Here is a 25,284-nt window from a genome sequence, read left to right as displayed (position 1 = left end):
CCGCGTCAAGGACCAGCCGCTGCGGTAGAAACCGGGCGCTTACGGCGCAACGGCCGCGCGGCGCCTTATCGACGCGGCGCACCCCGTCGAGCAAGCGCGGTGCCCCCGCGCCCTGCACCACCGCCCCCTTTCGGTCAGGTGTTGGCCGGCCCTAGCGGCAGAGCCGGTGAAACAGATGCGCCAGCGTCACCACCATCGCCATGGCAATCACCCCGAGGTAGCGTTCGTACAGCCCGTCGATCCCGGTTGGCAGGAAAAAGAACACCGGCGCGGAGACCAGCCAAAGCGCCGCCAGCGCCACCAGGATGCGGCCATGCGGGCCGCCGTGCCGTCCCGCGCCCCGGGCCATGCCGAGCGGCACCAGGAATTGCAGCACGCCCAGCGCATAAACCAGATAGACATGGATGACCGCCCCGTCCTTGTCCTGATCGCCGTATTCGTTCCGCGCGCCGACCAGAAAGACGATCAAGGCCAGCACCGCCAGCCCCACCAGCCCGAAGCTCCATCCCCGGCCGCCCGGATGCAGATGCGCGGCCACAAGTGCGGCGGCGATCAGCGCGGCGGCAAAGGCATAGATGCCGATATCCACGATGTATTCGTATTTGCCGGCGCCGAGATCGCTGATCGTGTCGGCGATCCAGTCATGATCGGGCACCACGAAATCGGCGATCAGGATGCTGACGGCAAAGATCACACAGCCCAGGCAGGCAAAAAGGCTCAGCGCGGTCACAAAGCCGCGCCGGGCCTCGGGGTACAGGGTCTCGCGGGCCATCTGCATCGCCTTCTCTTTCCGGGTGCGGCACCGGAATGCGCCGCACCCGGAAAGAGGTAGACTGGGGCGGGGTGTTGTCGACCAGGGGGTCGGCGGCAATGACAAAGCCGGCTTTGCCCTGATGTCATCTCAGAATGATACGTAACTGCGGTTCTGTATAAAGTCTCGGCGCGGGCCCAGTGGACCGTAGCGTAAGTGCCTTGGCTAGTTTGCCACCGTGATGTTTGTAGGCGTAATTCGGCGACCCTTCACTTCCGATCAAAACGATATCTGTTTTCCGGGTTGGTACGGACTGAAGTATCGCTCCGTATTCCTGCAACCTGTCCGAGACCTGACCTCGAGAACCAAAAGAAAACCTGCCTGTCAGGACGACTCGACTGCCATCAAGAATGGTTTCGTCGATCTCATCGATATCGTGAATAACGGGAAGGGTCTCCGAACTTGGGATTCCGGTATCGGCGTAACTGTCGCCTACCAATGTGGTAATCAGCTGACTGATCTCGGCAGACTCCGCCTCATCTATCAAGTCGTCTTCCAAGGCATCCAGCACCACATGCCGCAACGATACGACCCTTGGATCGTCATCAAGGTCATGCGCAGCCCCCAGTCGATCATAGAGCACCCTGGCTTCTCGTCGGGTGACAATGCCATCGCAGTTGACGCCGGCACAAAAACCCAAGAGCCGGTTCGCATTGGACCGCCGACACGCGGGATCAATCTTTTCCGACCGGATCTCTGCAATTTGCGCTATCGTCTCCAATAGCACCTTTGGCGTGTCGCCATGACCCGCAGACGCTTCGGCCAAGATCTCTGCGGCATCGTCGTCGCCAACCTGCCGACAAATGGCTGCACATTCCGCCAAGAGCGGCTCAACTTCAGTCAGATCCAATCGTTCATTGGCAAGAACGCCATCAAGAAAACCAACAAAGAAGCATTCGTTTTTTGCGGTATTCGCCTTGTGATGAATTGAATCCAGAATATGCGATTCGTATGAAATACGGTCTGTCATTTAGCCAACCCAGATACAATCAAAGCATGAACAACAAGCGTGAGCCGCAGCTGTCCTAGAGTCAACAAGTTCGAACAACCCACCCGAGCGCTCGTCAGAGGGTCTCAAGCAACCGGGAACTTAGCAATTGAGCTCAGATCAGCTCCACCGCGATCGCGGTGCCTTCGCCGCCGCCGATGCAGATTGCCGCGACGCCGCGCTTCAACCCGCGTTTTTCCAGCGCATTGAGCAGCGTCACCATGATCCGTGCGCCGGAGGCGCCGATCGGGTGGCCCAGCGCGCAGGCGCCGCCGTTGACGTTGACCACGTCGCGCGGCAGGCCCAACTCCTGCATGAAGGCCATCGGGACCACGGCAAAGGCCTCGTTGACCTCCCACAGATCGACATCCGAGACCTTCCAGCCGATCCGGTCGAGCAGCTTTCTGGCCGCCGGCACCGGCGCGGTGGTGAACCAGCCCGGCGCCTGGGCGTGGCTGGCATGGCCGAGGATGCGGGCGCGCGGCGCCACGCCCTGGGCCTCGGCCACCTCCGGCGTGCCCAGCACCAGCGCCGCCGCGCCATCGGAGATCGACGAGGCATTGGCGGCGGTCACCGTGCCATCCTTGCGGAAGGCGGGTTTCAACATCGGGATCTTCTCGGGGCGGGCCTTGCCGGGCTGTTCGTCGCAGGTGATGATCTCTTCGCCATGCCGCCGGTGCAGCTTGACCGGCGCGATCTCGTCGGCAAAGGCGCCATTGCGTTCGGCGGCAAGCGCATTGTCCAGCGAGCCGATGGCATATTGATCCTGCGCCTCGCGGGTGAACTGGTAATGCGCGGCGCAATCCTCGGCGAAGGTGCCCATCAGCCGGCCCTTGTCGTAGGCGTCCTCGAGCCCGTCGAGGAACATGTGATCGACCACCTGGCCGTGGCCGATGCGGGCGCCGCCGCGCATCTTGGGCAACAGGTAAGGCGCCTCGGTCATGCTCTCCATGCCGCCGGCCAGGATGGCGCCGGCCTGGCCCAGGGCGATCCGGTCAAAGGCCATCATCGCCGCCTTCATGCCCGAGCCGCACATCTTGTTGATCGTCGTGGCGGGCACGGTTTCGCCGAGGCCGGCGGCAAACCCGGCCTGCCGTGCCGGCGCCTGGCCCTGACCGGCCGGCAGGACACAGCCCATCAGCACCTCGTCCAGCGCCGGTTTGCCGGCTTCGCGATGCGCCGCGGCGATTGCCACGCCGCCCAGCGTGCTGGCTTCGACGCCCTCGAATTCGCCCTGGAATCCGCCCATCGGCGTGCGTGCCGCGCCCAGGATCGTCACTTCGCTCATGGCCTACCTCCCCAAATCCTTACCCCTGCATACAATTTAGTAAGGATTGCCGTCTAGCGTGGGGGCGAAATCGTAACGCAAGGTGACCGAGCCATGGACATGACCAGCAGAACCGAAGGCGCATTGCAGATCGTCACGGTCAACGCCGGGCGCATCGACGCCGCGGTGGCGATCCAGTTCAAGGATGCGATGCGAGCGGAAACCGACGGCCCCTCCAGACGGGTGATCCTCGACCTCGCGCAAGTCGGTTTCATCGATTCCAGCGGGCTTGGCGCCATCGTCGCCGCGATGAAACAGCTCGGCCCCGGGCGCAGGCTCGATCTCGCAGGGCTCACCCCCGCTGTGGAAAGCGTCTTCCGGCTGACCCGGATGGACACGGTCTTTGCGCTCTTTCCGACACTGGATGCGGCGCTGATGGCTCACGCCGACTGACGGGCGAAAGGAGCACCGTCCCTTGGAACCGGTTGCCAAGCCCCGCATTGCAGCGCACCGCATCTCACTGAACACCCGCACCGGCGGATTGGCCGTGCGCAACCTTCTGGGCGAGGCGATGGTGGCACTGGCGGACTGGGGCCACCCGGCCGAGGCGCGCAGCGCGGTCGAACTGGTGCTGGCCGAAGCGCTCAACAACGTGGTCGAACATGGCTATGGGTTTCGCGAGGGCGGGCCGCTGGGTCTCGAAATGGAACTGACCGCGGAAACCCTGACCTGTACCATCACCGATCACGGCCGGCCCTTCCCGGACGAGGCCCTGCCGGAAGGCCGCCCCGCCAACCTAGAGGGCCCGACGGCGGAGCTGCCCGAGGGAGGATTCGGCTGGCATCTGATCCGCCAGATGACCTCGGATCTGCACTATCAACGCAATGACGGTCGCAGCAAGTTGACGCTTCACTTTGCGGTTGTGTGACATTGCGCACAGTTGCAATCAATTACCGCCCGTTTCGCGCCTTTGCCCCAGTTCCGCCGCAATCCCATCCCACCGACGCCTGAATGGAACGCGATACAGTACGGGTAGCTGCATATAGCTTCACCTCGGCGCCGCGTGTTAACAGCCCCCACCCAGTGCGCGGCGCCGAGGTCCCTTTCTCCGAAATCGCGATTTTCTTCTGCGCCAGGCGACGCTAGCCTCCGATCCATCACGACGGAGGTTCAGATGCGCGATTTTCATCTTCCCGGACGGTCGCCGGTGCGGGCCACCAACGGCATGGTCGCCACCTCGCATCCGCTGGCCGCGGCCGAGGCCCTGGCCTGCCTGAAAGACGGCGGCACGGCGATGGACGCGGCAATCTGCGGCGCCTTGCTGATGAGCCTCTGCGAGCCGCATATGTGCGGGCTGGCGGGCGATTGCTTTGCCCTGATCAAACCGGCAGGGGCGGAGCGCGTGCTGGGCTTCAACGGCTCGGGCCGCGCACCGGCGGCGGCCGATGCGGCACGGCTGCGCGCGGCCGGCCACGGCACGATCCCCGATGGCAGCGCGGATGCGGTCACCGTCCCTGGCGCGGTCGAGGCGTTTTGCCGAATGTCCGAGAGCCATGGCCGCCTGGGCCTCGACCGGTTGCTCCAGCCAGCGATCCGCTATGCCGAAGAGGGCGTGCCGGTGGCCGATCGCGTGGGGTTTGACTGGCCCAACAAGGCGCCTCGGCTGCAAGGCGTGGCGCGCGACTTCTACCTCCGGGACGGGCGACCGCTGAAACCGGGCGATCTGTTCCGCGCGCCGGGCCAGGCCGAGGTGATGCGCCGCATCGTCCGGCATGGTGCCCCGGCCTTCTACCAGGGCGAGGTGGCCGAGGACATGCTGGCCGCGCTGGCGGCCGCCGGCGGCCGGCACTGCGCCGAGGATTTCGCCGCCACCCGGGGCGAAGAGACCACGCCGATCACCGGACAATACCGCGCCACCGAAGTTTTCGAACATCCGCCGAACGGCCAGGGTGCGACCGCCATCCTGCTGCTCAACATCCTCGCGCGGTTCGATCTGGCCTCGATGGACCCGTTTGGCGCCGCCCGCACCCATCTCGAGACCGAGGCCGGCAAGCTGGCCTATGACAGCCGCAACCGGCTGATTGCCGATCCCGACGTTCTGGATGCCACGGCGCAGATGTGCAGCCCGGCGCTGGCCGCCGAGCTGGCCGCGCGGATCGATCCGGGCCGGGCGTTGCCGGGGCCGTCGCGGATCGCCGAATCGGTGCACCGGGACACGATCTACATCACCGCGGTCGATCGCGACGGCATGGCGGTATCGCTGATCCATTCGATTTTCCACAGCTTCGGGTCGGGCCTCGCCAGTCCGAAATTCGGCCTGCTGCTGCACAACCGCGGCTGCGGTTTTAACCTGCGCGAAGGCCATCCCAACGAGTTCGGCCCGGGCAAGCGCCCGCTGCACACCATCATTCCCGGCATGCTGGGCGCGGCCGGGCGCATCGAAATGCCGTTCGGCGTGATGGGCGGGCAGTACCAGTCCTGCGGCCATGCCCGCTTTGTCACAAACCTGCGCGACTACGGCATGGATTTGCAGACCGCCGTGGATGCCCCGCGCGCCTTTTTCGACGATGGCCGGCTTCAGCTCGAACGGGGCTACAGCCCGGAGGTGGCGGCAAAGCTGGCGGCGCTGGGGCATGATGTGGTGACCCCGACCGAGCCGATCGGCGGGGCGCAGGCAATCCGCATGCATGCCAGCGGCGTGCTCGAAGGCGCCTCGGACGCCCGCAAGGACGGCTGCGCGATCGGATATTGAGCGGGGCGTTCGGCGGCGGTGGGTTGGAAATCTACCCTACGGGGCGATTTTGGAGGGTTTGCACCCCACCGTCCCCTCAATTCAGCTGGAAGTGCAGCGGATAGGATCCATCTTCGAATTCGCCGAAGAGATCGGGGATATCCGGGTGATCCACAGGCCGTCCGGAATAATCCGCGACAAGGTTCTGCTCGGACACGTATGCCACGTAGAAGCTCTGATCGTTCTCGGCGAGCAGGTGATAGAACGGCTGTTCACGCTTGGGTCGGCTGTCCTCGGGAATGGCGTTGTACCATTCCTCGGTGTTGTTGAATTCAGGGTCGACATCGAAGACCACGCCGCGAAACGGGTGCTTCTTGTGCCGGACCACCTGTCCCAAATGATATTTTGCGCGTGCTGTGTGCATTCCGGGGCCTCTACCGCCACAGGTTAGCGTCATCAAGGGGGAAATGTCCAATTTTCCGCCGGGAAATCAAGGAAACAAACTGTGACCCATGGTCATACAGTGGCCCGGCAGCGGCCCGGGTGCAGGCCCGCTCAAAGCCCGCCGCCCGGGAAAACGTGATTTCCCTGTCAGGCGATTTTCGCTACACTGCGACAAAACAAAAGACCAAATACACGAGCGAGAGGCAAATGAGCAGAGTCCTTCGCGCCATGGTTATGGTGCTCGCCGTTGCGTCCTGTGGCGGCGGCAATCAATCGGCGCCGCGCAATCTCGATGACGCCTGTGCAATTCTTGAGGAGCGCCCGAAATATTTCCGGGCCTTCCGCGCCACGGAGCGGCGCTGGGGTGTCCCGGTGCATGTGCAGATGGCCACGATCTACCAGGAGAGCAAATTCGTCGGTAATGCCCGCACGCCGCTGCGCTACACGCTGGGGGTGATCCCGATGGGCCGGCAAAGTTCGGCCTTCGGCTATTCCCAGGCGCTCGACGCCACCTGGGACGAATACCGCGAAGAAACCGGCAATCGTCGTGCCAAGCGCGACCGGATCAACGATGCCACCGATTTCATGGGCTGGTACATGAACAAGACCCGCGCCCGCAACGGCGTGTCGCTGGTGGATGCGCGCAACCAGTATCTGGCCTATCACGAAGGCCACACTGGGTTTGCCCGCCAGTCCTACAACAGCAAGGCCTGGCTGCTGCGTGTCGCCGATGAGGTCGGCACCCGGTCGATCACCTATCAGGTGCAGCTGGCCCGGTGTCGCCACGCCCGCTGACCTTTTCCCGCGCACCGCAGCCCCCCATATTCATCCCGAACCCAAGGGAGACCCGCACCATGGACGACCAGACCCGTATCGAGCTTGAAGCCGCCGCCTTTCGCACCCTGCGCGCGCATCTGATGGACAAGCGCACCGACGTGCAGAACATCGACCTGATGAACCTGGCCGGGTTCTGTCGCAACTGCCTGTCGCGCTGGTATCAGGAGGCCGCCAACGAACGCGGCATCGAGATGGACAAGGAAGAGGCGCGCGAAATCTTTTACGGCATGCCCTATTCCGACTGGAAAGCCGCCCATCAGTCCGAGGCCAGCGACGATCAGCGCGAGGCCTTCAAGACCGCCTTTGCCGAGAACGTCGACAAGGGCTGAGCCCAGAGGCCCCCCCTGCCGACGGATCGGCGGGGAGGGGCGCAGCACTCAGCCGCGCAGCAGGATCTTGCCGGATCGGCCCGGGGTACGGGCCGCCGTGACCGCTTCGCTCACGTCGTCGAGCCCGTAAGTGCCGCCGACGTCGAGCCGCAGCGCCCCCTGTGCGGCCAGGGTCACAAGCTCGGTGATCAGCCGCTTGCGCTCTTCCGGCGCCATCTCGGCGCTGACCCGCGACCCCCAGAAGCCGCGCACGGTGATCTGCTTCATGATCAGCGCCCCGGACGACAGCGGCATCGGCGCGCCGGTCGCGGTGCCAAAGACCACCAGCTCGCCATCCGATGCCAGCAGATCGACCAGCGCGGCCGAGACCTCGCCGCCCACCGAATCGATGGCCGAAACCGCCCGGTCGCCCACCAGCGCCGCCGCCCTGTCCTGCCAGCCCTCGTCCGAAGTCGAAAGCACGTGCTCGGCGCCCAGCGCCTCGAGCTCCGCCGCCGCCTCGGGCCGGCGCACCAAATTCAGCAGGTGGATGCCGCGGGATTTCGCCAGCGCCACCATGACCTTGCCGACCGCGCCGTTGGCTGCGGTCTGGATGATCCAATCGCCTTCCTTGGCTTTCAGCGATTCGAGAAGCGACAGCGCGCTGAACGGCATGGCAATGAGCTGCGCGCCGTCCGCGTCGCTGATCGCCTCGGGAAGCGGAAGCACGCCGCCGGCCGGGGCGGTGAAATACTCGGCCCAGCTGCCGTGGACACCGGCAACGGCCACCCGCTGGCCGACAAGCGCGGCCTCGACGCCGTCGCCGATCTCGGCGATGGTGCCCAGCGCTTCCGACCCGCCGATGGCGCCGGGCAGCTCGGGCTTGTAGCCGTAGCTGCCATGCACCGTCCAGAGATCGTGGTTGTGGATCGGCGAGAAGGTCATCTTGACCAGAACCTCACCCGCCGCTGGCGCGGGTTTTTCCACCTCGGTGGATGCGAGCACCTCGACGGGCTCGCCGAATGTATCGTGCGTGGCAGCTTTCATTGCAATTTTCCTTCAGGATGTGCGTGAGAGTTGGTCTGTCGTCTCTGCAAGCGCCTGTTGCAGCGGCGCCTGAGAGCGGGCGAGCTTGGCGAGAATGGCGGCCCCCAGCCATTTCGCATAGAGCATCCGGGCCACGGCCTCGGGGGCATCGAACCGGCGGATCGAGCCCTCTTCTGCCCCGGCCCGCAGCAGGTCGGCAATGCGCCCCACCAGCTCTGATATGCCGGTGTCGAGGATCAGGCGCATGTCGTCGGACAGGTCGGCCACCTCGGCCCCCAGCTTGACGACAAGGCATTGGCTGGCAATGCCCTCGGCCCCGGCCTGCGCCAGCCAGGCCTGCCAGAAGCGATCGAGCTTGTCGCGCGCCGCTCCGGGGCCGGCGATCAGCGTATCGAAGCGCGCCAGATAGGTTTCGACATAATGGTCGAGCAGCGCCTTGCCGAATTCCTCCTTGGACTCGAAGTAGTAGTAGAACGACCCCTTGGGGATGCCGCATTCCTTGAGGATGCGGGCGATGCCGACCCCGCCGAAACCGTGCCGGACCACCAGGGCGCGGCCGGTTTCAAGGATGTGCAGCCGTTTGAGATCGGATTTGCTGTGCTCTGTCATGCTGGTCACCTAAGTAATAATAGACCGGTCGTCTAGCATTCCTCACGCGCTTGTGTGCCACGCCAAACCACGACCCCGCAAACGACAATCGCGCCCCGGAGGGCGCGATTGGAAAAACGGGCAAGACGGGGTGGCCTCAACCGAACTGGCGCCTGGCCAATTGGCTGCCGCGGCGTTCCTGCTCGAAGCGGACATAGCCGGTGCGCTCGGCCTCGAGATCGGCCTCCAAAGTCGCAATACGGGCGTCCTTGTCGGCCTGAAGGCCGATGGCGGTGCGCAGCTCGGCCCGCAGCGCCTCGATCTCGGCCACATGCGGCGGCCGCACCATCAGCGCGGAGCGCAACCGCCATCCGAGAGCAACGCCCGCCAAAGCTCCACACAGAGCCGCGGCCAAAACGATCAAGCCTTCCAGCATAATTGCCCCCCAATTACCCTCACAATCCGGTCACGCGGCGTCAGGGTCGGCTCCGGGCACATCGCCAGGGATCGGGCTGGCAGGCCCTCGGCCCTCGGCCAGACGCAGCGCTCACCAAGCGGTGAGAGCTGCCATGACCGCGCCGGAAAAACCGGGCGGCGGCGCCCCTGATGCAGCCCGGACGCATCTCTCCGGCCTCGCTTTGCCACAGACACCACGCCGCATGCCCGGCCTCAAGTGCCAAGCCTGTGAGCCGCAGATATCGGCAGGAAAGCGTGGCTTTTGCGTCCCGCCTCGGCCGATCCTTGCCACCTGTTGCCGCGGTGCCGCAGCTGGGCTCAGAGGGCGGCCTTGCGACTTTCCTCGATGTAGATCTGGCGCAGCCGTTTCGCCACCGGGCCCGGCGCCCCCGCGCCCAGCGCCACGCCGTCAATCTGCACCACCGGGGTGACAAAGCTCGAGGCCGAGGTGATGAAAGCCTCTTCCGCCGCCTGCGCCTCGTCGATGCTGAAACTGCGCTCTTCGACCTTCATCTGCGCCTCTTCGGCAAAGCGCAGCACGGCGGCGCGGGTGATGCCGTGCAGGATGTCGTTCGACAGCGCCCGGGTGATGATCCGCCCGTCCTTGACGATATAGGCGTTGTTCGAGGTGCCTTCGGTCACCAGGCCCTGCTCGACCATCCAGGCGTCATCGGCGCCGGCGGCCTTGGCCATCATCTTGCCCATCGAGGGATAGAGCAGCTGCACCGTCTTGATGTCACGCCGGCCCCAGCGGATGTCGTCGATCGAGATCACCTTGAGCCCCCGCTCGGCCTCGGCGCTCTCGGCCAGGTTCGGCTTGGCCTGGGTAAAGAGCACCACGGTCAGCGGCGTGGTTTCGGGATCGGGAAAGATGAAGTCGCGGTCGCCCGGTGCCCCCCGGGTGACTTGCAGATAGATCAGCCCGTCGTCGAGCGCGTTGCGCGCCACCAGCTCGCGGTGAATTTCCAGCAGCGCCGCCTCGGTGAGCGGCACCGCCATGTCCAGCGCCTCGAGCGAGCGGGTCAGCCGCCGGGCATGGCCGGGAAAATCCACCAGCTTGCCGCCCAGCACCGAGGTCACCTCATAGACGCCATCGGCCATCAGGAAGCCGCGATCAAAGATCGAGACCCGGGCCTCGTCCTCGGGCAGATAGTCTCCGTTGAGATAGACGGTGCGGGCCATGGGCTGTCTCTCCTGTCAGCGGTCAGCCCCAGAGGGCCGGGTCAGAGGGGTGCACACCCCTTTCATCGAAATGCAGCGGTGCGGCGCGGTCTTCGGCCAGAAGCAGCGGCCCGTCAAGATCGGTCACTGCCGCGCCCTGGGCCACCAGCACGGCGGGCGCCATCGCCAGCGAGGAGCCGACCATGCAGCCCACCATGATGTCATGGCCCGCCGCCCGGGCCGCATCGCGCAGCGCCAGCGCCTCTGTCAGACCGCCGGTCTTGTCGAGCTTGATGTTGACCATGTCGTATTTGCCCGCCAGTCCGGCCAGCGAGGCCCGGTCATGGCAGCTCTCGTCGGCACAGATCGGCACCAGCCGCTCCAGCCCGCGCAGCGCCTCGTCCTCGCCGGCGGGCAGCGGCTGCTCCACCAGTGCCACGCCCAGCCGCCGCAGATGCGGCGCCAGATCGGCATAGACCTCGGCGCTCCAGCCCTCGTTGGCATCGACGATGATCCGCGCATCCGGCGCGCCTGCGCGCACCGCCTCGAGCCGGGGCATGTCATCCGGGGTGCCCAGCTTGATCTTGAGCAGCGGCCGATGCGCATGTTTGGTGGCCTGCGCCCGCATCTTCTCGGGCGTGTCGAGCGACAGGGTAAAAGCGGTGATCTCGGGCCCCGGCGCCGGCAGTCCGGCCAGCTCCCAGACCCGCCGCCCGCTGCGTTTCGCCTCAAGATCCCAGAGCGCGGAATCCACCGCATTGCGCGCCGCGCCGGCCGGCAGCGCTTCTTGCAGCTCGGCGCGGGTGATCGCCTCGGGCAGCCCGGCAATCTGCGCCGCCACCGAGTCCAGCGTTTCGTCGTAGCGGGCATAGGGCACACATTCGCCCCGGCCGGTCGCCCCCGCGCGGGTGACGGACACGGTGAGCACCTGCGCCTCGCTGCGCGAGCCGCGCGAAATGGTAAAGACTTCCGCCAGACGGAAGGTATCGCGGCGCGTTTCGATCACATCCCGCTCCTTCTTCGCTTTCCAATAATTCGCCACGCCGTCGCGCTTCGGGGCATCGCGGCCCGGGGCTCAGAGCGCGTCCAGCGCCTCGGCCAGACGTTCGGCACCCTGACGGAACGGATCGACCGTGGGAAGCCCCATGCGCGCCTCGATTTCCGACAGGCAGGCCAGCGCCTCATCCTCGGACATCGCGGCGGTGTTGACCGAAATCCCCACGATCCGGCAATCCGGGTTGGCCACCCGGGCCAGCGGCAGCGCCATGTCGCGCAGCGCCTCGAGCGACGGCAGAGGATAATCCGGTAATCCGCGCATGTGACTTCGCGTCGGCTCGTGGCTGAGGATCAGCGCATCGGGCTGGCCGCCATGGATCAGCGCCAGCGTCACCCCGGAAAACGACACGTGGAACAGGCTGCCCTGCCCCTCGATGATATCCCAGTGATCGGCGTCATTGTCGGGCGTCAGCCATTCCACCGCACCGGCCATGAAATCCGCCACCACCGCGTCAAGCGGGATGCCCTCGCCGGTGATCAGGATACCGGTCTGCCCGGTGGGGCGGAACGTGCTCTTGCGGCCCGCCGCCTTCATTGAACGGTCCAGCGCCAGCCCGGTGTACATCTTGCCGACCGAGCAATCGGTGCCCACCGCCAGCACCCGCTTGCCGCTGCGCTTGACGCCATTGGCGATCGGATAGTCCACATCGGGCACCCGCACATCGTGCAGTTCGCGGCCGCAGGCCTTGGCCACCGCCGCCAAATCCGCTTCGTCGCGCAGCAGGTTGTGCAAGCCCGAGGCCAGGTCGAAGCCCTCTTCCAGCGCCGCCACAAGCACCTTTTTCCACGCCGGGCTGATCACGCCGCCCCGGTTGGCAACGCCGATCACCAGCGTCTGCGCACCGGCGGCGCGGGCCTCGGCCAGCCCCATGTCGGGCAGTCCCAGGTCGGCCTTGCAGCCTTCCATGCGGAACTGGCCCACGGCATTCTCGGGCCGCCAGTCCTTGATCCCCTGCGCCACCTTGGCCGCCAGAGCATCGGGCGCGTCACCGAGAAACAGCAGATAGGGCGTCTTGATCACGGCGAAGGCCTCCTGAGTCGTCTTGTTCGGCGAGAGATATAGCGCGGAATCGTCATCAGTGCCTCCTGAATTCGTGTGTCTTTCGGCAGTTCTTTGCAAGATAACGCGAAAACTCTTCCCAAATTCCGAATAATCGTGCGCCTGGTTGGGCCACCACGCAGAAACCCGCCTTGGCAGCCTGCCGATACCTTGGCAGGCCGTCCAGCGGCGTGGCAACACCAGTCGGCCGGGCGCAGGAATGCTGCGACTGCAAAATACACTTGCATGGCGCAGCGCAATTTAATATCGCTGAGCGCAATAATCACGTAATTTCCTTACCGAGAGGCGCGACATGTCCTTCCGTATCCAGCCCCAGCCCCCGGCCCGCCCAAATCGCTGCCAGCTCTTCGGCCCCGGCTCTCGCCCGGCGATCTTTGAAAAGATGGCGGGCTCGGCGGCAGATGTGATCAACCTCGATCTCGAGGATTCGGTCGCGCCGTCGGACAAGGACAGCGCACGCGGCAATATCATCGAGGCGATCAACGATATCGACTGGGGCAACAAGACACTGTCGGTGCGGATCAACGGGCTCGACACACCTTGGTGGTATCGCGATGTCGTCGACCTGCTGGAACAGGCCGGCGAGCGGCTTGACCAGATCATGATCCCCAAGGTTGGTTGCGCCGGCGATCTCTATGCCGTCGATGCGCTGGTGACGGCGGTCGAGGCGGCCAAGTCCCGGCAGAAGAAGATCGCCTTCGAGGTGATCATCGAAAGCGCCGCCGGCATCGCCCATGTCGAGGAGATCGCCGCCGCCTCGCCCCGGCTCGAGGCGATGAGCCTCGGCGCCGCCGATTTCGCCGCCTCCATGGGCATGGCCACCACCGGCATCGGCGGCACCCAGGAAAACTACTACATGATCCACGAAGGCCAGAAACACTGGTCGGACCCCTGGCACTGGGCCCAGGCCGCCATCGTCGCCGCCTGTCGCACCCATGGCGTATTGCCGGTCGACGGGCCGTTCGGCGATTTCTCGGATGACGAGGGCTTTCGCGCGCAGGCGCTGCGCTCGGCCACGCTGGGCATGGTCGGCAAGTGGGCGATCCACCCGAAACAGGTGGCGCTGGCCAACGAGGTCTTTACCCCTTCGGACAAGGCGGTGACCGAGGCGCGCGAGATCCTGAGCGCCATGGAAGAGGCCAAGGCCAAGGGCGAAGGCGCCACCGTCTACAAGGGGCGGCTGGTCGATATCGCCTCGATCAAACAGGCCGAGGTGATCGTGCGGCAATCGGAGATGATCGCCGGTAACTGAACCTTAGCGGTTTGGCGGTATGACGGCAGAGCCCCGCTGACCGGGGCCCTGCCGACCCGGACCCTGCCATGACCCTGCCGCTCACGCTTTTGCATTCCACCCAGCTTCATTGCCGGATCTTCGATCGACTGCGCGACCGGATCGCGCCGCCGCTGCGGCTCGAACACAGGGTGCGCGCCGACTGGCTGGCACGGGTGCGCAGCGACGGCATGACCCGCCAGCTCGCCGCCGAGATGCGCAAGGCGGTCGAGACCGCGCCGGGCCGGGTGCTCTGCACCTGCACCTCGCTGGGCGAAGCGGCGGACGAAGCCGGGGCGATCCGCATCGACCGGCCGATGATGGCGGCGGCGGCGCAATCCGACGGGCCGATCCTGCTGGTCTGTGCGCTCGGTAGCGCCGCCGGCCCCAGCCGGGCCCTGCTGCAATCCTGCCTCGAAGAGACAGGCCGCGCCCCGCCGGTCACCACCCTGGTGGTCGAAGAATTCTGGCCGCTGTTCGAGGCCGGGCAAGTGGCCAATTTCTGCGCCGCCGTCGCGGCGGCGGCGCTCGAGGCGGTGCAGGTGCGGCCGGATTTTCGCACTGTCGTGTTGGCGCAGGCCTCGATGGCCGATGCGGCGCATCTTCTCGGCGGGCTCGGGCCGGATGTGCTGGCCGCGCCGGAACTGGCACTGCGCTGCGCGCTGGACCTTGCGTAAGACCGAGGACGGCACGCAACAATTGCCGTTTCCCGCCGCCGCGAAGGCGGGTATCCCTGCGGCATGACCTTTGATCTCTTTTCCGCGCTGGCGGTCTTTGCTCTTGTCGGCACGTTGACCCCCGGGCCCAACAACCTGATGCTGCTGGCCTCGGGCGCCAATTTCGGCCTGCACCGGTCGCTGCCGCATATGCTGGGAATCATTCTCGGCTTTCCGGCGATGATCTTTCTGGTCGGGCTGGGCGCGCTGCGGCTGTTCGACCGCTGGCCGGCACTGCATAACGTGCTGCTGGCCGCCTCGGTGGCCTACATGATCTGGCTGGCGTGGAAGATCGCCCATGCCAGCCCGCCCGCAGAGGCACGGCAGCAGGGACGGCCGCTGACCTTTCTGCAATCGGCCGGTTTCCAATGGATCAATCCCAAGGCCTGGACCATGGCGCTGGGGGCGATCACGCTTTATGCCGCCAGCCGCGATCTGGCGTCGCTGCTCTGGGTGGTGGGCACCTATGTGGCCGCCGGCGTGCTCTCTACCACGGTCTGGACGACACTCGGCCGGCAGTTGCGCCGGCTGTTGCGCGCGCCGGGCCAGTTGCGGCTGTTCAACCGGGTGATGGCGGTTTTGCTGCTGGCCTCGCTGGTGCCGGCGCTACTGCCGGGCTGAGACACGCCAAAGATTGCATCCGGCTGCACATCGCGCCATATACCCGGTGAAGAAAAGGAGTTGTCGCATGGCGCATTATCTCGATTTTGAGAAACCGCTGGCCGAGATCGAGGGCAAGGCAGAGGAGCTGCGGGCCATTGCCCGGCAGAGCGACGATCCGATGGATGTGGACGAAGAGGCCAATGCGCTCGACCGCAAGGCATCGGCGATGCTCAAGGACCTCTACCGCGAGCTGACACCCTGGCGCAAATGCCAGGTGGCGCGGCATCCGCAGCGGCCGCATTGCAAGGATTACATCGAGGCGCTCTTTACCGAATTCACCCCGCTGGCCGGCGACCGGCAGTTCGGCGAGGATCTGGCGGTGATGGGCGGGCTGGCGCGGATCAATGACCGGCCGGTGATGGTGATCGGCCATGAAAAGGGCCATGACACCCAGTCGCGGCTCGACCGCAACTTCGGCATGGCCCGGCCCGAGGGCTATCGCAAGGCGGCGCGGCTGCTGAACATGGCCGACCGTTTCGGCCTGCCGGTGATCACCCTGGTCGACACCGCCGGCGCCTATCCCGGCAAGGGCGCCGAGGAACGCGGCCAGTCCGAGGCCATCGCGCGGTCGACCGAGGCCTGCCTGTCGGTCGGCGTGCCGCTGATTTCGGTGATCATCGGCGAGGGCGGCTCGGGCGGGGCGGTGGCCTTTGCCACGGCCAACCGCGTCGCGATGCTGGAACATTCGGTCTATTCGGTGATCTCGCCCGAGGGCTGCGCCTCGATCCTGTGGAAAGATGCCGAGAAGATGCGCGAAGCGGCGCAGGCGCTGCGGCTGACGGCGGAGGATCTCTACAAGCTGGGGGTCTGCGACCGGATCATCCCCGAACCGATGGGCGGCGCCCAGCGTGACCGCACCGGCACGATCAAGACCGTGGGCCGGGCGATCGAGCAGATGCTGGCCGACCTGTCGGAGAAGGACGGCGAGACCCTGTGCAAGGAACGGCGGCAGAAGTTCCTCGACCTTGGATCGAAGGGACTGGCGGCCTGAGGGCGGATTTGGGGGCTCTGCCCCCGTCGCCAGGGGCGACCCCCCCGAGGGTATTTTCGGCAAGAGGAAGCAGGGGGTGCCGGGCTCAGTTGGCTAGCATCCTCAGCCCCTGGGTGACGTCGGAACGCACCGCGAGGCGCAGGCCGGGTTCGTCACCGGCCTTGAGCGCGGCGATGATCAGCCGGTGGAAATGCGGCGCCTCGGTGCGCCGCAGCCGGCCGTAGAGCGCCCGCATCGTCGGCCCCAGTTGCAGCCAGACGGTTTCCGCCATCGCCAGCATCGCCGGCGCCTGGGCGCGCAGGTAGAGGGTGCGGTGGAACTCGAGATTGGCGCGGATGTAACCCACCGCATCGCGGTTCGAGATCACATCGGCAATTGTCAGGTTGATACTGTGCAGCCGCTCGATCAGCGCGATATGCGCCCGCGGCAGCGCCCGGCTGGCCAGCTCCACCTCGATCAGCGAGCGCAGCGCCGCCAGCTCCTCGATGCGGTCGTTCGACAGCTCGGGCGTGGCCACCCGGCCCGACGACGACAGCGACAGCGCGCCTTCGGCCACCAGCCGTCGCACCGCCTCGCGGGCCGGGGTCATCGAGACGCCGTATTCGGCGCCGATACCGCGCAGGGTGAGCGCCGCGCCGGGGGCAATCTCGCCATACATGATCTGCGAGCGCAGCCCGCGATAGACCTTGTCATGGGTCGACACCGCGCTGTCGGGCTTGGGGTTGATCAACATGGCGCAACTGTGATCACAAATCTCGCCGTCCGCAACAGGCTTTACGTGAACCGGATGCGGTGAAGCGCCGCGCCTTCCCGGTGCAGCCACCGGCGTTGCGCCTGATAGGGCCCGTAAAGCTGCGTCACCAGCGCCCAGAAAGCGGCGGAATGGTTCATTTCCTGCAAATGCGCCACCTCATGTGCGGCGACATATTCCAGCACCTCGGGCGGGGCGAGGATCAGCCGCCAGGAATACATCAGCCCGCCATCCGCCGTGCAGCTGCCCCAACGCGAGCGGGTGTCGCGCAGGGTGAGCCGCGCATAGCCGCGCCCGAGACGGGCGGAATATCGGTCCGAGGCTTCGGCCAGCCGGCTGCGGGCATGGGTCTTGAGAAACCCCAGCAGCCGCGCCGCGACCCGCTCTTCCGGCCCTGGCACCAGCACCCGGTCGCCGTCGAGCCGCACCCGCCGCCCCTGCCCGGCCTCCACCCGCCGCGCCAGACCCTCGATCGGCAATCGGACGCCGAGGCCCACCGATACCGCGTCCTCCTGATTTGCCAGATGTCCGCGCAGCCAGGCTTCCTTGTCGCGGGCAAAGTCCAGCGCCGCGCGTTCCGACACGCCGCGCGGGCGGGTCAATGTCACGGTGCCGTCGAGCGACGAGATCCTGAGGGTGATCCGGCGCGCCCGCGCCGATGTGCGCATCTGTAGCGGCACCGGGGGGTTGCCGGGAAGCGAATGTTGGCCCATATGGGGTCCTTGAACTGCCGATCCGGTGCCTTTTGCCAAAGGCTTTGACACGGGCACTGGTCTTATGGCAGGGGACCGCAATTGCCCGCAAGACTGAAAGTGTAAGAGGGACCCAGATGCCCAAGGAAGAATGGGGAACGAAACGCCTTTGCCCGACCACCGGCAAGCGATTCTATGACCTGAACGCCAACCCGATCGTCAGCCCCTATACGGGCGAAGTGCTGGAATTCGACCAGTCCAAGAACCGCATGATCGAAGCCGACGCGGAAGATGCCGCTTCGGCCAAGAAAGCCAAGACCAATGACGAGGTCGTGCTGGACGACGAGGATGCGGAAGTCGATGTCGACCTCGGCGACGACATTCTCGAGGACGAGGATGACGATGACAACGTGCCGCTCGAAGAGATCGCGGACGTCGCATCGGAAGACGACGACTCCTGATCGAAAAAAGTGGCCCAGGGGGGAAGATTTTCGCTTGAACCTCCCTGCGCCTTTGCCTAATACGCCCGTCACGAGGACGGACGATGCGTCATCGGCAAGGGGCCTTAGCTCAGTTGGGAGAGCGCTACAATGGCATTGTAGAGGTCAGGGGTTCGACTCCCCTAGGCTCCACCAAATCCCGCCAGCATCGGCGTGCAGAAAAGACCGGGGCCCGGCCCGGTCTTTTGCGTTTCCGGCCACTGTTCCGGCCGACCTGTCGAAGCTCAGGCCAGGAGGTGGTTGCGGCGCGCGCCGGGCCGATGCCCGCCGCGCCACTGGGCAGCAAAACCTGATCCGACCCTTGCCTTTGGCCATGGAGACTTATCCTCCTCTGTCATAAGCTGCGGTAAAACCGCAGAGCAGGGAGTGAGCATGTTCAAATTCGGCCGGTTTTTGGCAGTGGGGGCGGCCCTGGCCAGCCTGACCCTCGAAGCGCGGGCGCTCGAACGGGTGCAACTTCGGCTCGTCGGCCTCGAGTCGGAAGCGGATACCGCCGCGCTGGGTGAGAGCCTGCAATCTGCTTCGGTACTGAATACGCTGGAGAAATCCCCGGACACCGTGCCGCGCGACGTGGTTGCGGCGGCGCGGGCCGATTACACCCGGCTGGTCGAAACGCTTTATGCCCAGGGCTATTACTCGGCCGTCGTCCGCATTGGAATCGACGGACGCGAAGCGGCGCTGATCGACCCGTTCCAGGAACCGGCGACGATTGACGAGGTGATCGTCTTTGTCGATCCCGGCCCCCGCTTCCGGCTGGGTCAGGCGCAGATCGCGCCCCTGGGTGGCGACAATCCGCCGGTCGAGGAATTTCGCAGCGGCGCACCGGCGCTGGCCACCGTTGTGCGCAATGCCGCACAGACCGCCGTGGGCGATTGGCGTGAGCGCGGTTTTCCCAAGGCCGAGATCGTCGATCAATCAATCGCCGCGCGCCATCCGACGGCCCGGATTGACGTGGATGTGCGTATCGCGCCGGGCCGCCGGGCCCGTTTCGGCGACACCACCGTCACCGGCCAGACCACGGTGCGCGAGCCCCGGGTGCGCCAGATCGCCGGGCTGCCCAAGGGCGAGCGCTATGCCACCAGCGAGGTCGAGCGCGCCGCCGGGCGGCTGCGCAAGACCGGCACCTTCCGCTCGGTGCAGATCGATCAGGCCGAGGCGGTCGAGCCGGATGGCACGATCGACATGGAAATCACCGTCATCGATCGCAAGCCGCGCCGCATCGGCGGCGGCGTCGAGGTATCGACCTTTAGCGGGCTCAACCTCACCGGCTATTGGCTGCACCGCAATTTCCTCGGCGGGGCCGAGCGGTTTCGCGTCGAGGGCGAGATCAGCCAGATCGGACTTCAGGCAGAGGGAATCGATTACGCGCTGTCGTTCCGGTTTGAACGGCCGGCGGTCTACGGCCCCGACACGCTGTTTTTTGCCGAGGCCGGTCTCGCATATGAGGACGAGCCCGATTACCTCGAGCGCCGGGCCGAGCTGACGGTCGGTGTCTCGCGGCAGTTCAACGAATTTCTCACCGGTGAGCTGGGTCTCGGCCTCAGCTATTCCGAAGTGACCGACCGGTTTGCCACACCGGAGACCACGCGCACGCTGCAAATCGTGTCGTTGCCCACGGCGCTGACCTATGACAAGCGCGACGATCCACTCGACGCCACCAGCGGCTTTTTCCTGCGCGGCGCCGCCACACCGTTTTATGAAACCGTCGATGGAGCTCCGGGCGCGCATCTCACCTTTGATGGCCGGGCCTATCGCGCCTATGGCCAAGAGGAACGCTTTGTCACCGCCACCCGGCTGCAACTGGGGGCGCTGGTCGGCCCCGAGGCCGAGGATGCGCCGCCGGGCATGCTGTTTTATTCCGGTGGCGGCGGCACCGTGCGGGGCCAGCCTTATCAATCGCTCGAGGCCGATTACGACGGGGTTTCGCTGGGCGGCCGCTCCTTTGCCGCCGCCTCGGGCGAGCTGCGCTATGGCGTGACCGACACCATCGGCGTGGTGGCTTTTGCCGACGCCGGTTACGTCGGCGCCGAGCTGTTCGAAGACGGCGAATGGCACGCCGGCGCGGGGCTCGGCCTGCGGTACAAGACGCCGGTCGGGCCGATCCGGCTTGACGTCGCGGGCCCGGTGGCCGGCGACACCGGCGATGGCGTACAAATTTATATTGGGATTGGTCAGGCCTTCTGATGCGGATTTTCCTGCTTTGTCTTTTGTTTCTCGCCCCTGCCGCCGCCGTCGCCCAGACCAGTGAAAGCGACCGTGGCTTCATCCAAGGCATTCTCGAAGACGCGCTTTCGGCGCCCGGGCGCGAGGTGCGCCTGGAAGGGTTTGCCGGTGCGCTGAGCTCGCGCGCGACGATCGACCAGATCACCGTCACCGATCCCGATGGCGTCTGGTTCACCGCCAGGGGCGTCGGCTTGTCGTGGAATCGCAGCGCCCTGCTGCGCGGCCGGGTCGAGATCGAGGAGATCTCGGTCGAGGAGATCGCCCTGCCCCGCCTGCCCTTGCCCAGCGAAGGCGAGATGCCTGCCCCCGAGGCCAGCGGCGGCGGCGCCTTTTCGCTGCCCGAACTGCCGGTTTCGGTCCAGATCGACGAAATGCGGATCGATCGGGCCATCCTCGGCGAGCCGCTGTTCGGCGAGGCCGCCGAAATGGCGTTCACCGGCAGCGCGCAGCTGGCCGGCGGCGCCGGCGAAACCCGGCTCGAGGTGCGGCGCCTTGACCGCGAGGGCTCTTTCACCGTCGATGCCGCTTTTGACAACGCCAGCCGCGAACTGGCGCTCGATCTCGATCTGAGCGAGCCGGAAAACGGCATTGCCGCCAATTTGCTCGAGCTTCCCGACCGGCCCTCGGTGGCGCTGAGCGTCGAAGGCAACGACCCGATCAGCAATTTCACCGCCGACATCCTGCTGGCCACCGCCGGCGAAGAGCGGCTGTCCGGCCAGGTCCGGCTGGGCAGCAGCGAGGATGGCGCCGCCTCCTTTGCCGCCGATCTGTCCGGCGACATCGCGCCGGTCTTTGCGCCGCAGTTCCGCGAGTTCCTGGGGAGAGACGTGGCGCTCGTGGCCAGCGGCCAGCGGCGTGCCAGCGGAGCGATGAGCCTCGATGCCCTGCGCGTCCAGGCCGCCGCCATGACGATCGAGGGTGAGGCCCGCATCGCCGCCGACGGCTGGCCGGAAAGCTTCAACCTCGACGCCGAGATCACCCCGCCGCAGGGCGACACGGTGATCCTGCCGCTGCCGGGGGATCTGACTTCTGTCGCCGGCGCCTCGCTGACCGCGACCTTCGACGCCTCGGCCGGCGATGTCTGGTCGCTCAACGGCGCGGCGCGCGGCTATCAGCAGGCCAGCCTGAGCATCGAGCGGGTCGCCTTTGACGGCACCGGCACCATCAAGCGCGACGATCAGAGCGTGACCGGCGGCGTGTCGGTCAACGCCGAGGGCATCGCCCCCGCCGACGCCGCCCTGGCCCGCGCGATCGGGGCGCAGGTGCGCGGCGCGCTCAACTTCGGATGGGCCAACGGCGCGCCGCTGCGGCTGCGCGACATCGCCCTGACCGGGGCCGACTATGGCCTCACCGGCTCGACCGTGATCAGCGGCCTGCAAGCCGAGGCGCCGCTGACCATTGCGCCGGATGTGACGCTGGCGGCAGAAAACCTCGGTCGGTTCGCCGATCTCGCGGGCGTCGCGCTGACCGGGGCCGCCGAACTGGCGATCACCGGGCGGATCGAGCCGCTGACCGGCGTGATCGACCTGGTGCTCGACGGCGCGACCGACGATCTCGGCGCCGGCATCGCCCAGCTCGATCCGTTGCTGGAAGGCGAGGGCATCCTGCGTCTCGGGGTGTTGCGCAACGAAGACGGGCTGCGCGCCGATCCGCTGACCATCCGCACCGATCACGCCAGCATCACCGGCATGGCCAACCTGCGAACCGGCACCTCGTCGGCCGAGCTCACCGCCCGCGTGCCCGATCTGTCGCGCGCTGTCGAAGGCTTTGAGGGCGCGGCGGAAATCACGGCGCAACTGGCACAGGATGGCGACGTCTGGAGCATTACGGCCGATGCCCTGCTGCCGGGTGAGACGACCGCTAGCTATCGCGGCTCGGTCACTGGCGATGGCCAGTCCTCGCTGGTGGTCGCCGGTGAGGCCGCGGCGGTGGTGCAACGACTGTCGGCCTACACGCCGCTGGCCGGGCGCACGCTTTCCGGGGCAGCCAATCTGACGCTCGAAGGCCAGGCCGACGTGCTGGCGCAGAGCTTTGACCTGACCGTCGAAGGCGCCCTGCGCGATCCGCGTTTCGGCGTGCCCCAGGCCGAGGCCCTGCTGCCCGGGCTGACCCGGATCGATCTTTCGGCCGAGGGCGCCGTCGGCGGCACGATCACCATCCGCGAGGCGGTCATCGACGGCCAGGAGATCGACGCCCGGGTGACCGGCGGCTTCGGGCCCGAGACCGGCGACGTCGCCTTCGATCTCACGATTGCCGATCTGGGCCTGGCCCTGCCCGACCTCTCGGGCCCGGCCGAACTGACCGGCACGGCGCAACGCCGCGACGCAGTCTGGCAGATCGACACCGAGGCCAGCCTGCCCGGCGGCACCGGCGCCAGCTATTCCGGTACGATCTCCGGCGATGGCGAAACCTCGCTGCTGATCACCGGCCGCGCCGAGGCGCGGGTCGCCGAGCTTGGGGCCTTTTCCGGGCTCGCCGGGCGCGATCTCGGGGGCGCGGCTTCGGTCACGCTCGAGGGCCGCGGCGATATCGTGCGGCAGAGCTTCGACCTGACAGCCAGCGGCAACCTGCAAAGCCCGCGCTTTGGCGTGCCGGTGGCCGAAGGGCTGCTGCGCGGCACAACGGCGTTCGATCTTTCGGCGGCCGGGGAGATCGGCGACGAGATCACCATTCGCCGTGCCGTGATCGTCGGCGATCAGCTTCAGGCCAATGTCAGCGGCGCCTTCGGCCCGAGGACCGGCGATCTGACCTATCGCATCGCGGTGGCCGATCTCGGTGTCGCCCTGCCCGATCTGCCCGGTCCGGCCAGCGTGACCGGCACGGCGCAACGCGACGACGCGGTCTGGCAGGTTGCGGCCGAGGCCAATCTGCCGGGTGACACCGGCGCACGCTTTGACGGCACGATCACCGGCGACGGCCAGACCGAACTGCGCGCCGACGGCCGTCTCGAGGCCCGCATCGCAAGGCTCGACGCCTTTTCGCCGCTCGCCGGCCGCGCCTTGGGGGGCGCGATCTCGGTGACGGCGCAAGGTTCGGTTGATGCCCTGGCCGGCAGTTTCGACATCGCGGCCGATGGCACCGTCACCAGCCCGGTCTTTGGCGTGCCGACGGTGGAGCCGCTGCTGCGCGGCACGTCGCGTTTCGACGTCAACGTCGCCCGCGGTGCCAGCGGCGCGCTGACCTTCCGCAACCTGGTGTTCGACGGCCAGGCCCTCGACCTCCGTCTCGACGGCGGTTTCGGCGGCGGCAGCAGCAGTCTGAGCTATCGCGTCGCGGTGGCCGACCTGGGCATTCTGGTGCCCGATCTGCCGGGCCCTGCAACGCTCTCGGGCACCGCCGATCAGCAGGGCGACCGCTGGCGCATCGACGCCTCGGGCACCGGCCCGGGCGGCATCCAGCTGGCGGCGCGCGGCAGCGTGGCCCAGGATTTCTCGCGCCTCGATGTCTCGACCGAGGGCCGGGTGCCTCTGGCGCTGGCCAATCGGCGGCTTCAGGGACAGGCGCTGAGCGGCTTTGTCAGCTTCAATCTCGCGGTCAACGGCCCGCCGGCGCTGAGCTCGGTCTCGGGCCGGCTGAGCCTGGCCAACGCGCGACTGGCGCTGCCGGCCCAGAATATCGCGGTGACCGGCATCACCGGGCAGGCCGACCTGGCCGGTGCACAGGCGCGGCTGGCGCTGACCGGCAATATCTCGAGCGGCGGCCAGCTGCGGATTTCCGGGCCGATCGCGCTCGAGGCGCCTTATACCGCCGATCTCGTGGCCGAGCTGGCCAATGTCACCCTGCGCGATGCCGCGCTCTACGAGGCCCAGCTTGGCGGCCGCGTCACCCTGAGCGGGCCGCTGGCAGGCGGCGCGCGGATTGGCGGCGCGATCGACATCGCCACCGCCGAGCTGCGCATCCCCGACATCGGGCCCTCCTATTCGGCGCTTGACGGGCTGCGCCACATCAACCCGCCCGCCGATGTCCGCCAGACCCTGCGGTTCGCCGGGCTCGAACCGGTGGACGAGACGGCAAATGCCATCGGCCCGGATTATCCGCTCGATCTGCTGGTGCGGGCCCCCAACCGCATCTTTGTGCGCGGCCGGGGCCTCGACGCCGAACTCGGCGGCAGCCTGCGGCTCACCGGATCGACCAATGATATCGTCCCGATCGGCAGCTTCTCGTTGATCCGTGGCCGGCTCGACCTGCTGGGCAACCGGCTGACGCTGACCCAGGGCGATGTGCAGATACGCGGCAGCTTTGACCCTGTGGTCGCCTTCGCGGCGACAACCCAGGTCGGCGAGGTCGATGTCACGCTGCGGCTCGACGGGCTGGCTTCGGCGCCCGACCTGACGGTGACCGCAGACCCGGATTTGCCCGAGGAAGAGGCGCTGTCGCTCCTGCTCTTCGGCCAGGACGTGACCTCGATTTCGGCCTTCCAGGCAGTTCAGCTTGCCTCGGCGATCCGCACGCTCTCGGGGCAAGGCGGCCTCGGCCTCACCGGCACGCTGCGCGAGGGCCTGGGGGTCGACGATCTGGATATCGCCACCGATGCCGAAGGCAACACCGAAGCCAGCGTCGGAACCTATATCTCGGAGCGGGTCTATACCGATGTCACGGTGTCGAGCGACGGCACCAGCGAAATCAACCTGAACCTCGACCTGACCGATGACGTCACCGTGCGCGGACGGCTGGGCAACGATGGCGACACCGGGCTCGGCATCTTTTACGAGCGCGATTACTGA

At 66.7% G+C, this 25,284-nt stretch carries 24 protein-coding genes and 1 tRNA gene; 13 read left to right on the top strand and 12 right to left on the bottom strand.

Annotated features, from left to right (window positions below; genetic code table 11):
- Nucleotides 1-151 precede the first annotated feature (151 nt).
- The 3 genes from PVW49_RS22065 to PVW49_RS22055 form a co-directional block, all read right to left on the bottom strand.
- Complete coding sequence (locus PVW49_RS22065; RefSeq protein WP_274591596.1) at nt 152-772, bottom strand: DUF998 domain-containing protein; 621 nt, start codon at nt 770-772, stop codon at nt 152-154.
- Between the two features lie 124 nt (nt 773-896).
- Nucleotides 897-1,781: a hypothetical protein gene (locus PVW49_RS22060; protein ID WP_274591595.1), complete on the bottom strand. Its 885-nt coding sequence runs from the start codon at nt 1,779-1,781 to the stop codon at nt 897-899.
- 133 nt (nt 1,782-1,914) lie between these two features.
- Nucleotides 1,915-3,087 (bottom strand): acetyl-CoA C-acyltransferase, encoded by a 1,173-nt coding sequence (locus tag PVW49_RS22055; RefSeq protein WP_274591594.1) that lies wholly within the window; start codon nt 3,085-3,087, stop codon nt 1,915-1,917.
- A gap of 93 nt (nt 3,088-3,180) precedes the next feature.
- Between PVW49_RS22055 and PVW49_RS22050 the strand changes: the two genes are divergently transcribed.
- The 3 genes from PVW49_RS22050 (at nt 3,181) to PVW49_RS22040 (ending at nt 5,818) form a co-directional block, all read left to right on the top strand.
- Nucleotides 3,181-3,519, top strand: coding sequence for an STAS domain-containing protein (locus PVW49_RS22050; RefSeq protein WP_048532983.1), 339 nt, complete (start codon nt 3,181-3,183; stop codon nt 3,517-3,519).
- A gap of 22 nt (nt 3,520-3,541) precedes the next feature.
- Nucleotides 3,542-3,994 carry an ATP-binding protein gene (locus PVW49_RS22045; protein WP_274591593.1) on the top strand — a complete coding sequence of 151 codons (453 nt, stop codon included), beginning with the start codon at nt 3,542-3,544 and terminating at the stop codon, nt 3,992-3,994.
- Between the two features lie 246 nt (nt 3,995-4,240).
- A complete protein-coding gene (locus PVW49_RS22040; RefSeq protein ID WP_274591592.1) occupies nt 4,241-5,818 on the top strand; it encodes a gamma-glutamyltransferase family protein in 1,578 nt (525 codons plus the stop codon).
- 76 nt (nt 5,819-5,894) lie between these two features.
- Here the strand turns inward: PVW49_RS22040 and hspQ are convergent, their stop codons facing one another.
- Complete coding sequence (hspQ, locus tag PVW49_RS22035) at nt 5,895-6,221, bottom strand: heat shock protein HspQ (protein WP_048532986.1); 327 nt, start codon at nt 6,219-6,221, stop codon at nt 5,895-5,897.
- Between the two features lie 227 nt (nt 6,222-6,448).
- Here hspQ and PVW49_RS22030 point away from each other — a divergent pair, with 227 nt between their 5' ends.
- Both PVW49_RS22030 and PVW49_RS22025 read left to right on the top strand, forming a co-directional pair.
- A complete protein-coding gene (locus tag PVW49_RS22030; protein WP_274565396.1) occupies nt 6,449-7,036 on the top strand; it encodes a transglycosylase SLT domain-containing protein in 588 nt (195 codons plus the stop codon).
- A 59-nt stretch (nt 7,037-7,095) separates the two neighbouring features.
- Nucleotides 7,096-7,407, top strand: a complete 312-nt coding sequence (locus tag PVW49_RS22025) for a DUF1244 domain-containing protein (RefSeq protein ID WP_048532987.1) — start codon at nt 7,096-7,098, stop codon at nt 7,405-7,407.
- A gap of 48 nt (nt 7,408-7,455) precedes the next feature.
- Here the strand turns inward: PVW49_RS22025 and PVW49_RS22020 are convergent, their stop codons facing one another.
- From PVW49_RS22020 to dgcN, 6 genes are all read right to left on the bottom strand, one after another.
- Nucleotides 7,456-8,433: a zinc-binding dehydrogenase gene (locus PVW49_RS22020; protein WP_274591591.1), complete on the bottom strand. Its 978-nt coding sequence runs from the start codon at nt 8,431-8,433 to the stop codon at nt 7,456-7,458.
- Nucleotides 8,434-8,445: 12 nt separating this feature from the next.
- Nucleotides 8,446-9,042, bottom strand: coding sequence for a TetR/AcrR family transcriptional regulator (locus PVW49_RS22015; RefSeq protein WP_274591590.1), 597 nt, complete (start codon nt 9,040-9,042; stop codon nt 8,446-8,448).
- Nucleotides 9,043-9,178: 136 nt separating this feature from the next.
- Nucleotides 9,179-9,457, bottom strand: coding sequence for a hypothetical protein (locus PVW49_RS22010; protein WP_274591589.1), 279 nt, complete (start codon nt 9,455-9,457; stop codon nt 9,179-9,181).
- A 338-nt stretch (nt 9,458-9,795) separates the two neighbouring features.
- Complete coding sequence (locus PVW49_RS22005) at nt 9,796-10,659, bottom strand: D-amino-acid transaminase (protein ID WP_048532994.1); 864 nt, start codon at nt 10,657-10,659, stop codon at nt 9,796-9,798.
- 22 nt (nt 10,660-10,681) lie between these two features.
- Complete coding sequence (gene dgcA / locus PVW49_RS22000) at nt 10,682-11,644, bottom strand: N-acetyl-D-Glu racemase DgcA (RefSeq protein WP_274565400.1); 963 nt, start codon at nt 11,642-11,644, stop codon at nt 10,682-10,684.
- Nucleotides 11,645-11,713: 69 nt separating this feature from the next.
- Nucleotides 11,714-12,715 (bottom strand): N-acetyltransferase DgcN, encoded by a 1,002-nt coding sequence (dgcN, locus tag PVW49_RS21995; RefSeq protein WP_274565401.1) that lies wholly within the window; start codon nt 12,713-12,715, stop codon nt 11,714-11,716.
- Nucleotides 12,716-13,046: 331 nt separating this feature from the next.
- On the opposite strand from dgcN, the gene PVW49_RS21990 reads away from it, so the two are divergent.
- The 4 genes from PVW49_RS21990 (at nt 13,047) to PVW49_RS21975 (ending at nt 16,394) form a co-directional block, all read left to right on the top strand.
- Nucleotides 13,047-14,006: an L-malyl-CoA/beta-methylmalyl-CoA lyase gene (locus PVW49_RS21990; protein ID WP_074839655.1), complete on the top strand. Its 960-nt coding sequence runs from the start codon at nt 13,047-13,049 to the stop codon at nt 14,004-14,006.
- A 68-nt stretch (nt 14,007-14,074) separates the two neighbouring features.
- Complete coding sequence (locus PVW49_RS21985) at nt 14,075-14,701, top strand: hypothetical protein (RefSeq protein ID WP_074839652.1); 627 nt, start codon at nt 14,075-14,077, stop codon at nt 14,699-14,701.
- A 63-nt stretch (nt 14,702-14,764) separates the two neighbouring features.
- On the top strand, nt 14,765-15,361 hold the full coding sequence (locus PVW49_RS21980) for a LysE family translocator (RefSeq protein WP_274591588.1): 597 nt from the start codon (nt 14,765-14,767) through the stop codon (nt 15,359-15,361).
- 67 nt (nt 15,362-15,428) lie between these two features.
- Nucleotides 15,429-16,394 carry an acetyl-CoA carboxylase carboxyltransferase subunit alpha gene (locus PVW49_RS21975; protein WP_274591587.1) on the top strand — a complete coding sequence of 322 codons (966 nt, stop codon included), beginning with the start codon at nt 15,429-15,431 and terminating at the stop codon, nt 16,392-16,394.
- An 85-nt stretch (nt 16,395-16,479) separates the two neighbouring features.
- Here PVW49_RS21975 and PVW49_RS21970 read toward each other — a convergent pair whose 3' ends face one another.
- Together PVW49_RS21970 and PVW49_RS21965 are read right to left on the bottom strand one after the other, a co-directional pair.
- The gene (locus tag PVW49_RS21970) at nt 16,480-17,127 is read right to left on the bottom strand and encodes a GntR family transcriptional regulator (RefSeq protein WP_048533000.1); all 648 of its coding nucleotides are present in this window, start codon (nt 17,125-17,127) and stop codon (nt 16,480-16,482) included.
- A gap of 41 nt (nt 17,128-17,168) precedes the next feature.
- Nucleotides 17,169-17,858, bottom strand: a complete 690-nt coding sequence (locus PVW49_RS21965) for a M48 family metallopeptidase (RefSeq protein WP_074839649.1) — start codon at nt 17,856-17,858, stop codon at nt 17,169-17,171.
- Nucleotides 17,859-17,974: 116 nt separating this feature from the next.
- On the opposite strand from PVW49_RS21965, the gene PVW49_RS21960 reads away from it, so the two are divergent.
- From PVW49_RS21960 to PVW49_RS21945, 4 genes are all read left to right on the top strand, one after another.
- Nucleotides 17,975-18,298, top strand: a complete 324-nt coding sequence (locus PVW49_RS21960) for a TIGR02300 family protein (protein ID WP_074839647.1) — start codon at nt 17,975-17,977, stop codon at nt 18,296-18,298.
- Between the two features lie 98 nt (nt 18,299-18,396).
- Nucleotides 18,397-18,472: transfer RNA gene (locus PVW49_RS21955), tRNA-Ala, on the top strand.
- A 237-nt stretch (nt 18,473-18,709) separates the two neighbouring features.
- A complete protein-coding gene (locus PVW49_RS21950; protein ID WP_274591586.1) occupies nt 18,710-20,521 on the top strand; it encodes an autotransporter assembly complex protein TamA in 1,812 nt (603 codons plus the stop codon).
- Complete coding sequence (locus PVW49_RS21945; protein WP_274591585.1) at nt 20,521-25,284, top strand: translocation/assembly module TamB domain-containing protein; 4,764 nt, start codon at nt 20,521-20,523, stop codon at nt 25,282-25,284. Before PVW49_RS21950 ends, PVW49_RS21945 begins: the two co-directional genes overlap by 1 nt.

The organism is Marinovum sp. PR37, assembly GCF_028807375.1.
Taxonomy (GTDB): domain Bacteria; phylum Pseudomonadota; class Alphaproteobacteria; order Rhodobacterales; family Rhodobacteraceae; genus Marinovum; species Marinovum algicola.
Note: the sequence above shows the minus strand (reverse complement) of the source record. Positions and strands in the feature narration are given on the sequence as shown.

Coding starts and splice junctions, on each gene's coding strand:
- PVW49_RS22065 (WP_274591596.1), bottom strand. CDS start 772: ATGGCCCGCGAGACCCTGTACCCCGAGGCCCGGCGCGGCTTTGTGACC.
- PVW49_RS22060 (WP_274591595.1), bottom strand. CDS start 1,781: ATGACAGACCGTATTTCATACGAATCGCATATTCTGGATTCAATTCAT.
- PVW49_RS22055 (WP_274591594.1), bottom strand. CDS start 3,087: ATGAGCGAAGTGACGATCCTGGGCGCGGCACGCACGCCGATGGGCGGA.
- PVW49_RS22050 (WP_048532983.1), top strand. CDS start 3,181: ATGGACATGACCAGCAGAACCGAAGGCGCATTGCAGATCGTCACGGTC.
- PVW49_RS22040 (WP_274591592.1), top strand. CDS start 4,241: ATGCGCGATTTTCATCTTCCCGGACGGTCGCCGGTGCGGGCCACCAAC.
- hspQ (WP_048532986.1), bottom strand. CDS start 6,221: ATGCACACAGCACGCGCAAAATATCATTTGGGACAGGTGGTCCGGCAC.
- PVW49_RS22030 (WP_274565396.1), top strand. CDS start 6,449: ATGAGCAGAGTCCTTCGCGCCATGGTTATGGTGCTCGCCGTTGCGTCC.
- PVW49_RS22025 (WP_048532987.1), top strand. CDS start 7,096: ATGGACGACCAGACCCGTATCGAGCTTGAAGCCGCCGCCTTTCGCACC.
- PVW49_RS22020 (WP_274591591.1), bottom strand. CDS start 8,433: ATGAAAGCTGCCACGCACGATACATTCGGCGAGCCCGTCGAGGTGCTC.
- PVW49_RS22015 (WP_274591590.1), bottom strand. CDS start 9,042: ATGACAGAGCACAGCAAATCCGATCTCAAACGGCTGCACATCCTTGAA.
- PVW49_RS22010 (WP_274591589.1), bottom strand. CDS start 9,457: ATGCTGGAAGGCTTGATCGTTTTGGCCGCGGCTCTGTGTGGAGCTTTG.
- PVW49_RS22005 (WP_048532994.1), bottom strand. CDS start 10,659: ATGGCCCGCACCGTCTATCTCAACGGAGACTATCTGCCCGAGGACGAG.
- PVW49_RS21990 (WP_074839655.1), top strand. CDS start 13,047: ATGTCCTTCCGTATCCAGCCCCAGCCCCCGGCCCGCCCAAATCGCTGC.
- PVW49_RS21985 (WP_074839652.1), top strand. CDS start 14,075: ATGACCCTGCCGCTCACGCTTTTGCATTCCACCCAGCTTCATTGCCGG.
- PVW49_RS21980 (WP_274591588.1), top strand. CDS start 14,765: ATGACCTTTGATCTCTTTTCCGCGCTGGCGGTCTTTGCTCTTGTCGGC.
- PVW49_RS21975 (WP_274591587.1), top strand. CDS start 15,429: ATGGCGCATTATCTCGATTTTGAGAAACCGCTGGCCGAGATCGAGGGC.
- PVW49_RS21970 (WP_048533000.1), bottom strand. CDS start 17,127: ATGTTGATCAACCCCAAGCCCGACAGCGCGGTGTCGACCCATGACAAG.
- PVW49_RS21965 (WP_074839649.1), bottom strand. CDS start 17,858: ATGGGCCAACATTCGCTTCCCGGCAACCCCCCGGTGCCGCTACAGATG.
- PVW49_RS21960 (WP_074839647.1), top strand. CDS start 17,975: ATGCCCAAGGAAGAATGGGGAACGAAACGCCTTTGCCCGACCACCGGC.
- PVW49_RS21950 (WP_274591586.1), top strand. CDS start 18,710: ATGTTCAAATTCGGCCGGTTTTTGGCAGTGGGGGCGGCCCTGGCCAGC.
- PVW49_RS21945 (WP_274591585.1), top strand. CDS start 20,521: ATGCGGATTTTCCTGCTTTGTCTTTTGTTTCTCGCCCCTGCCGCCGCC.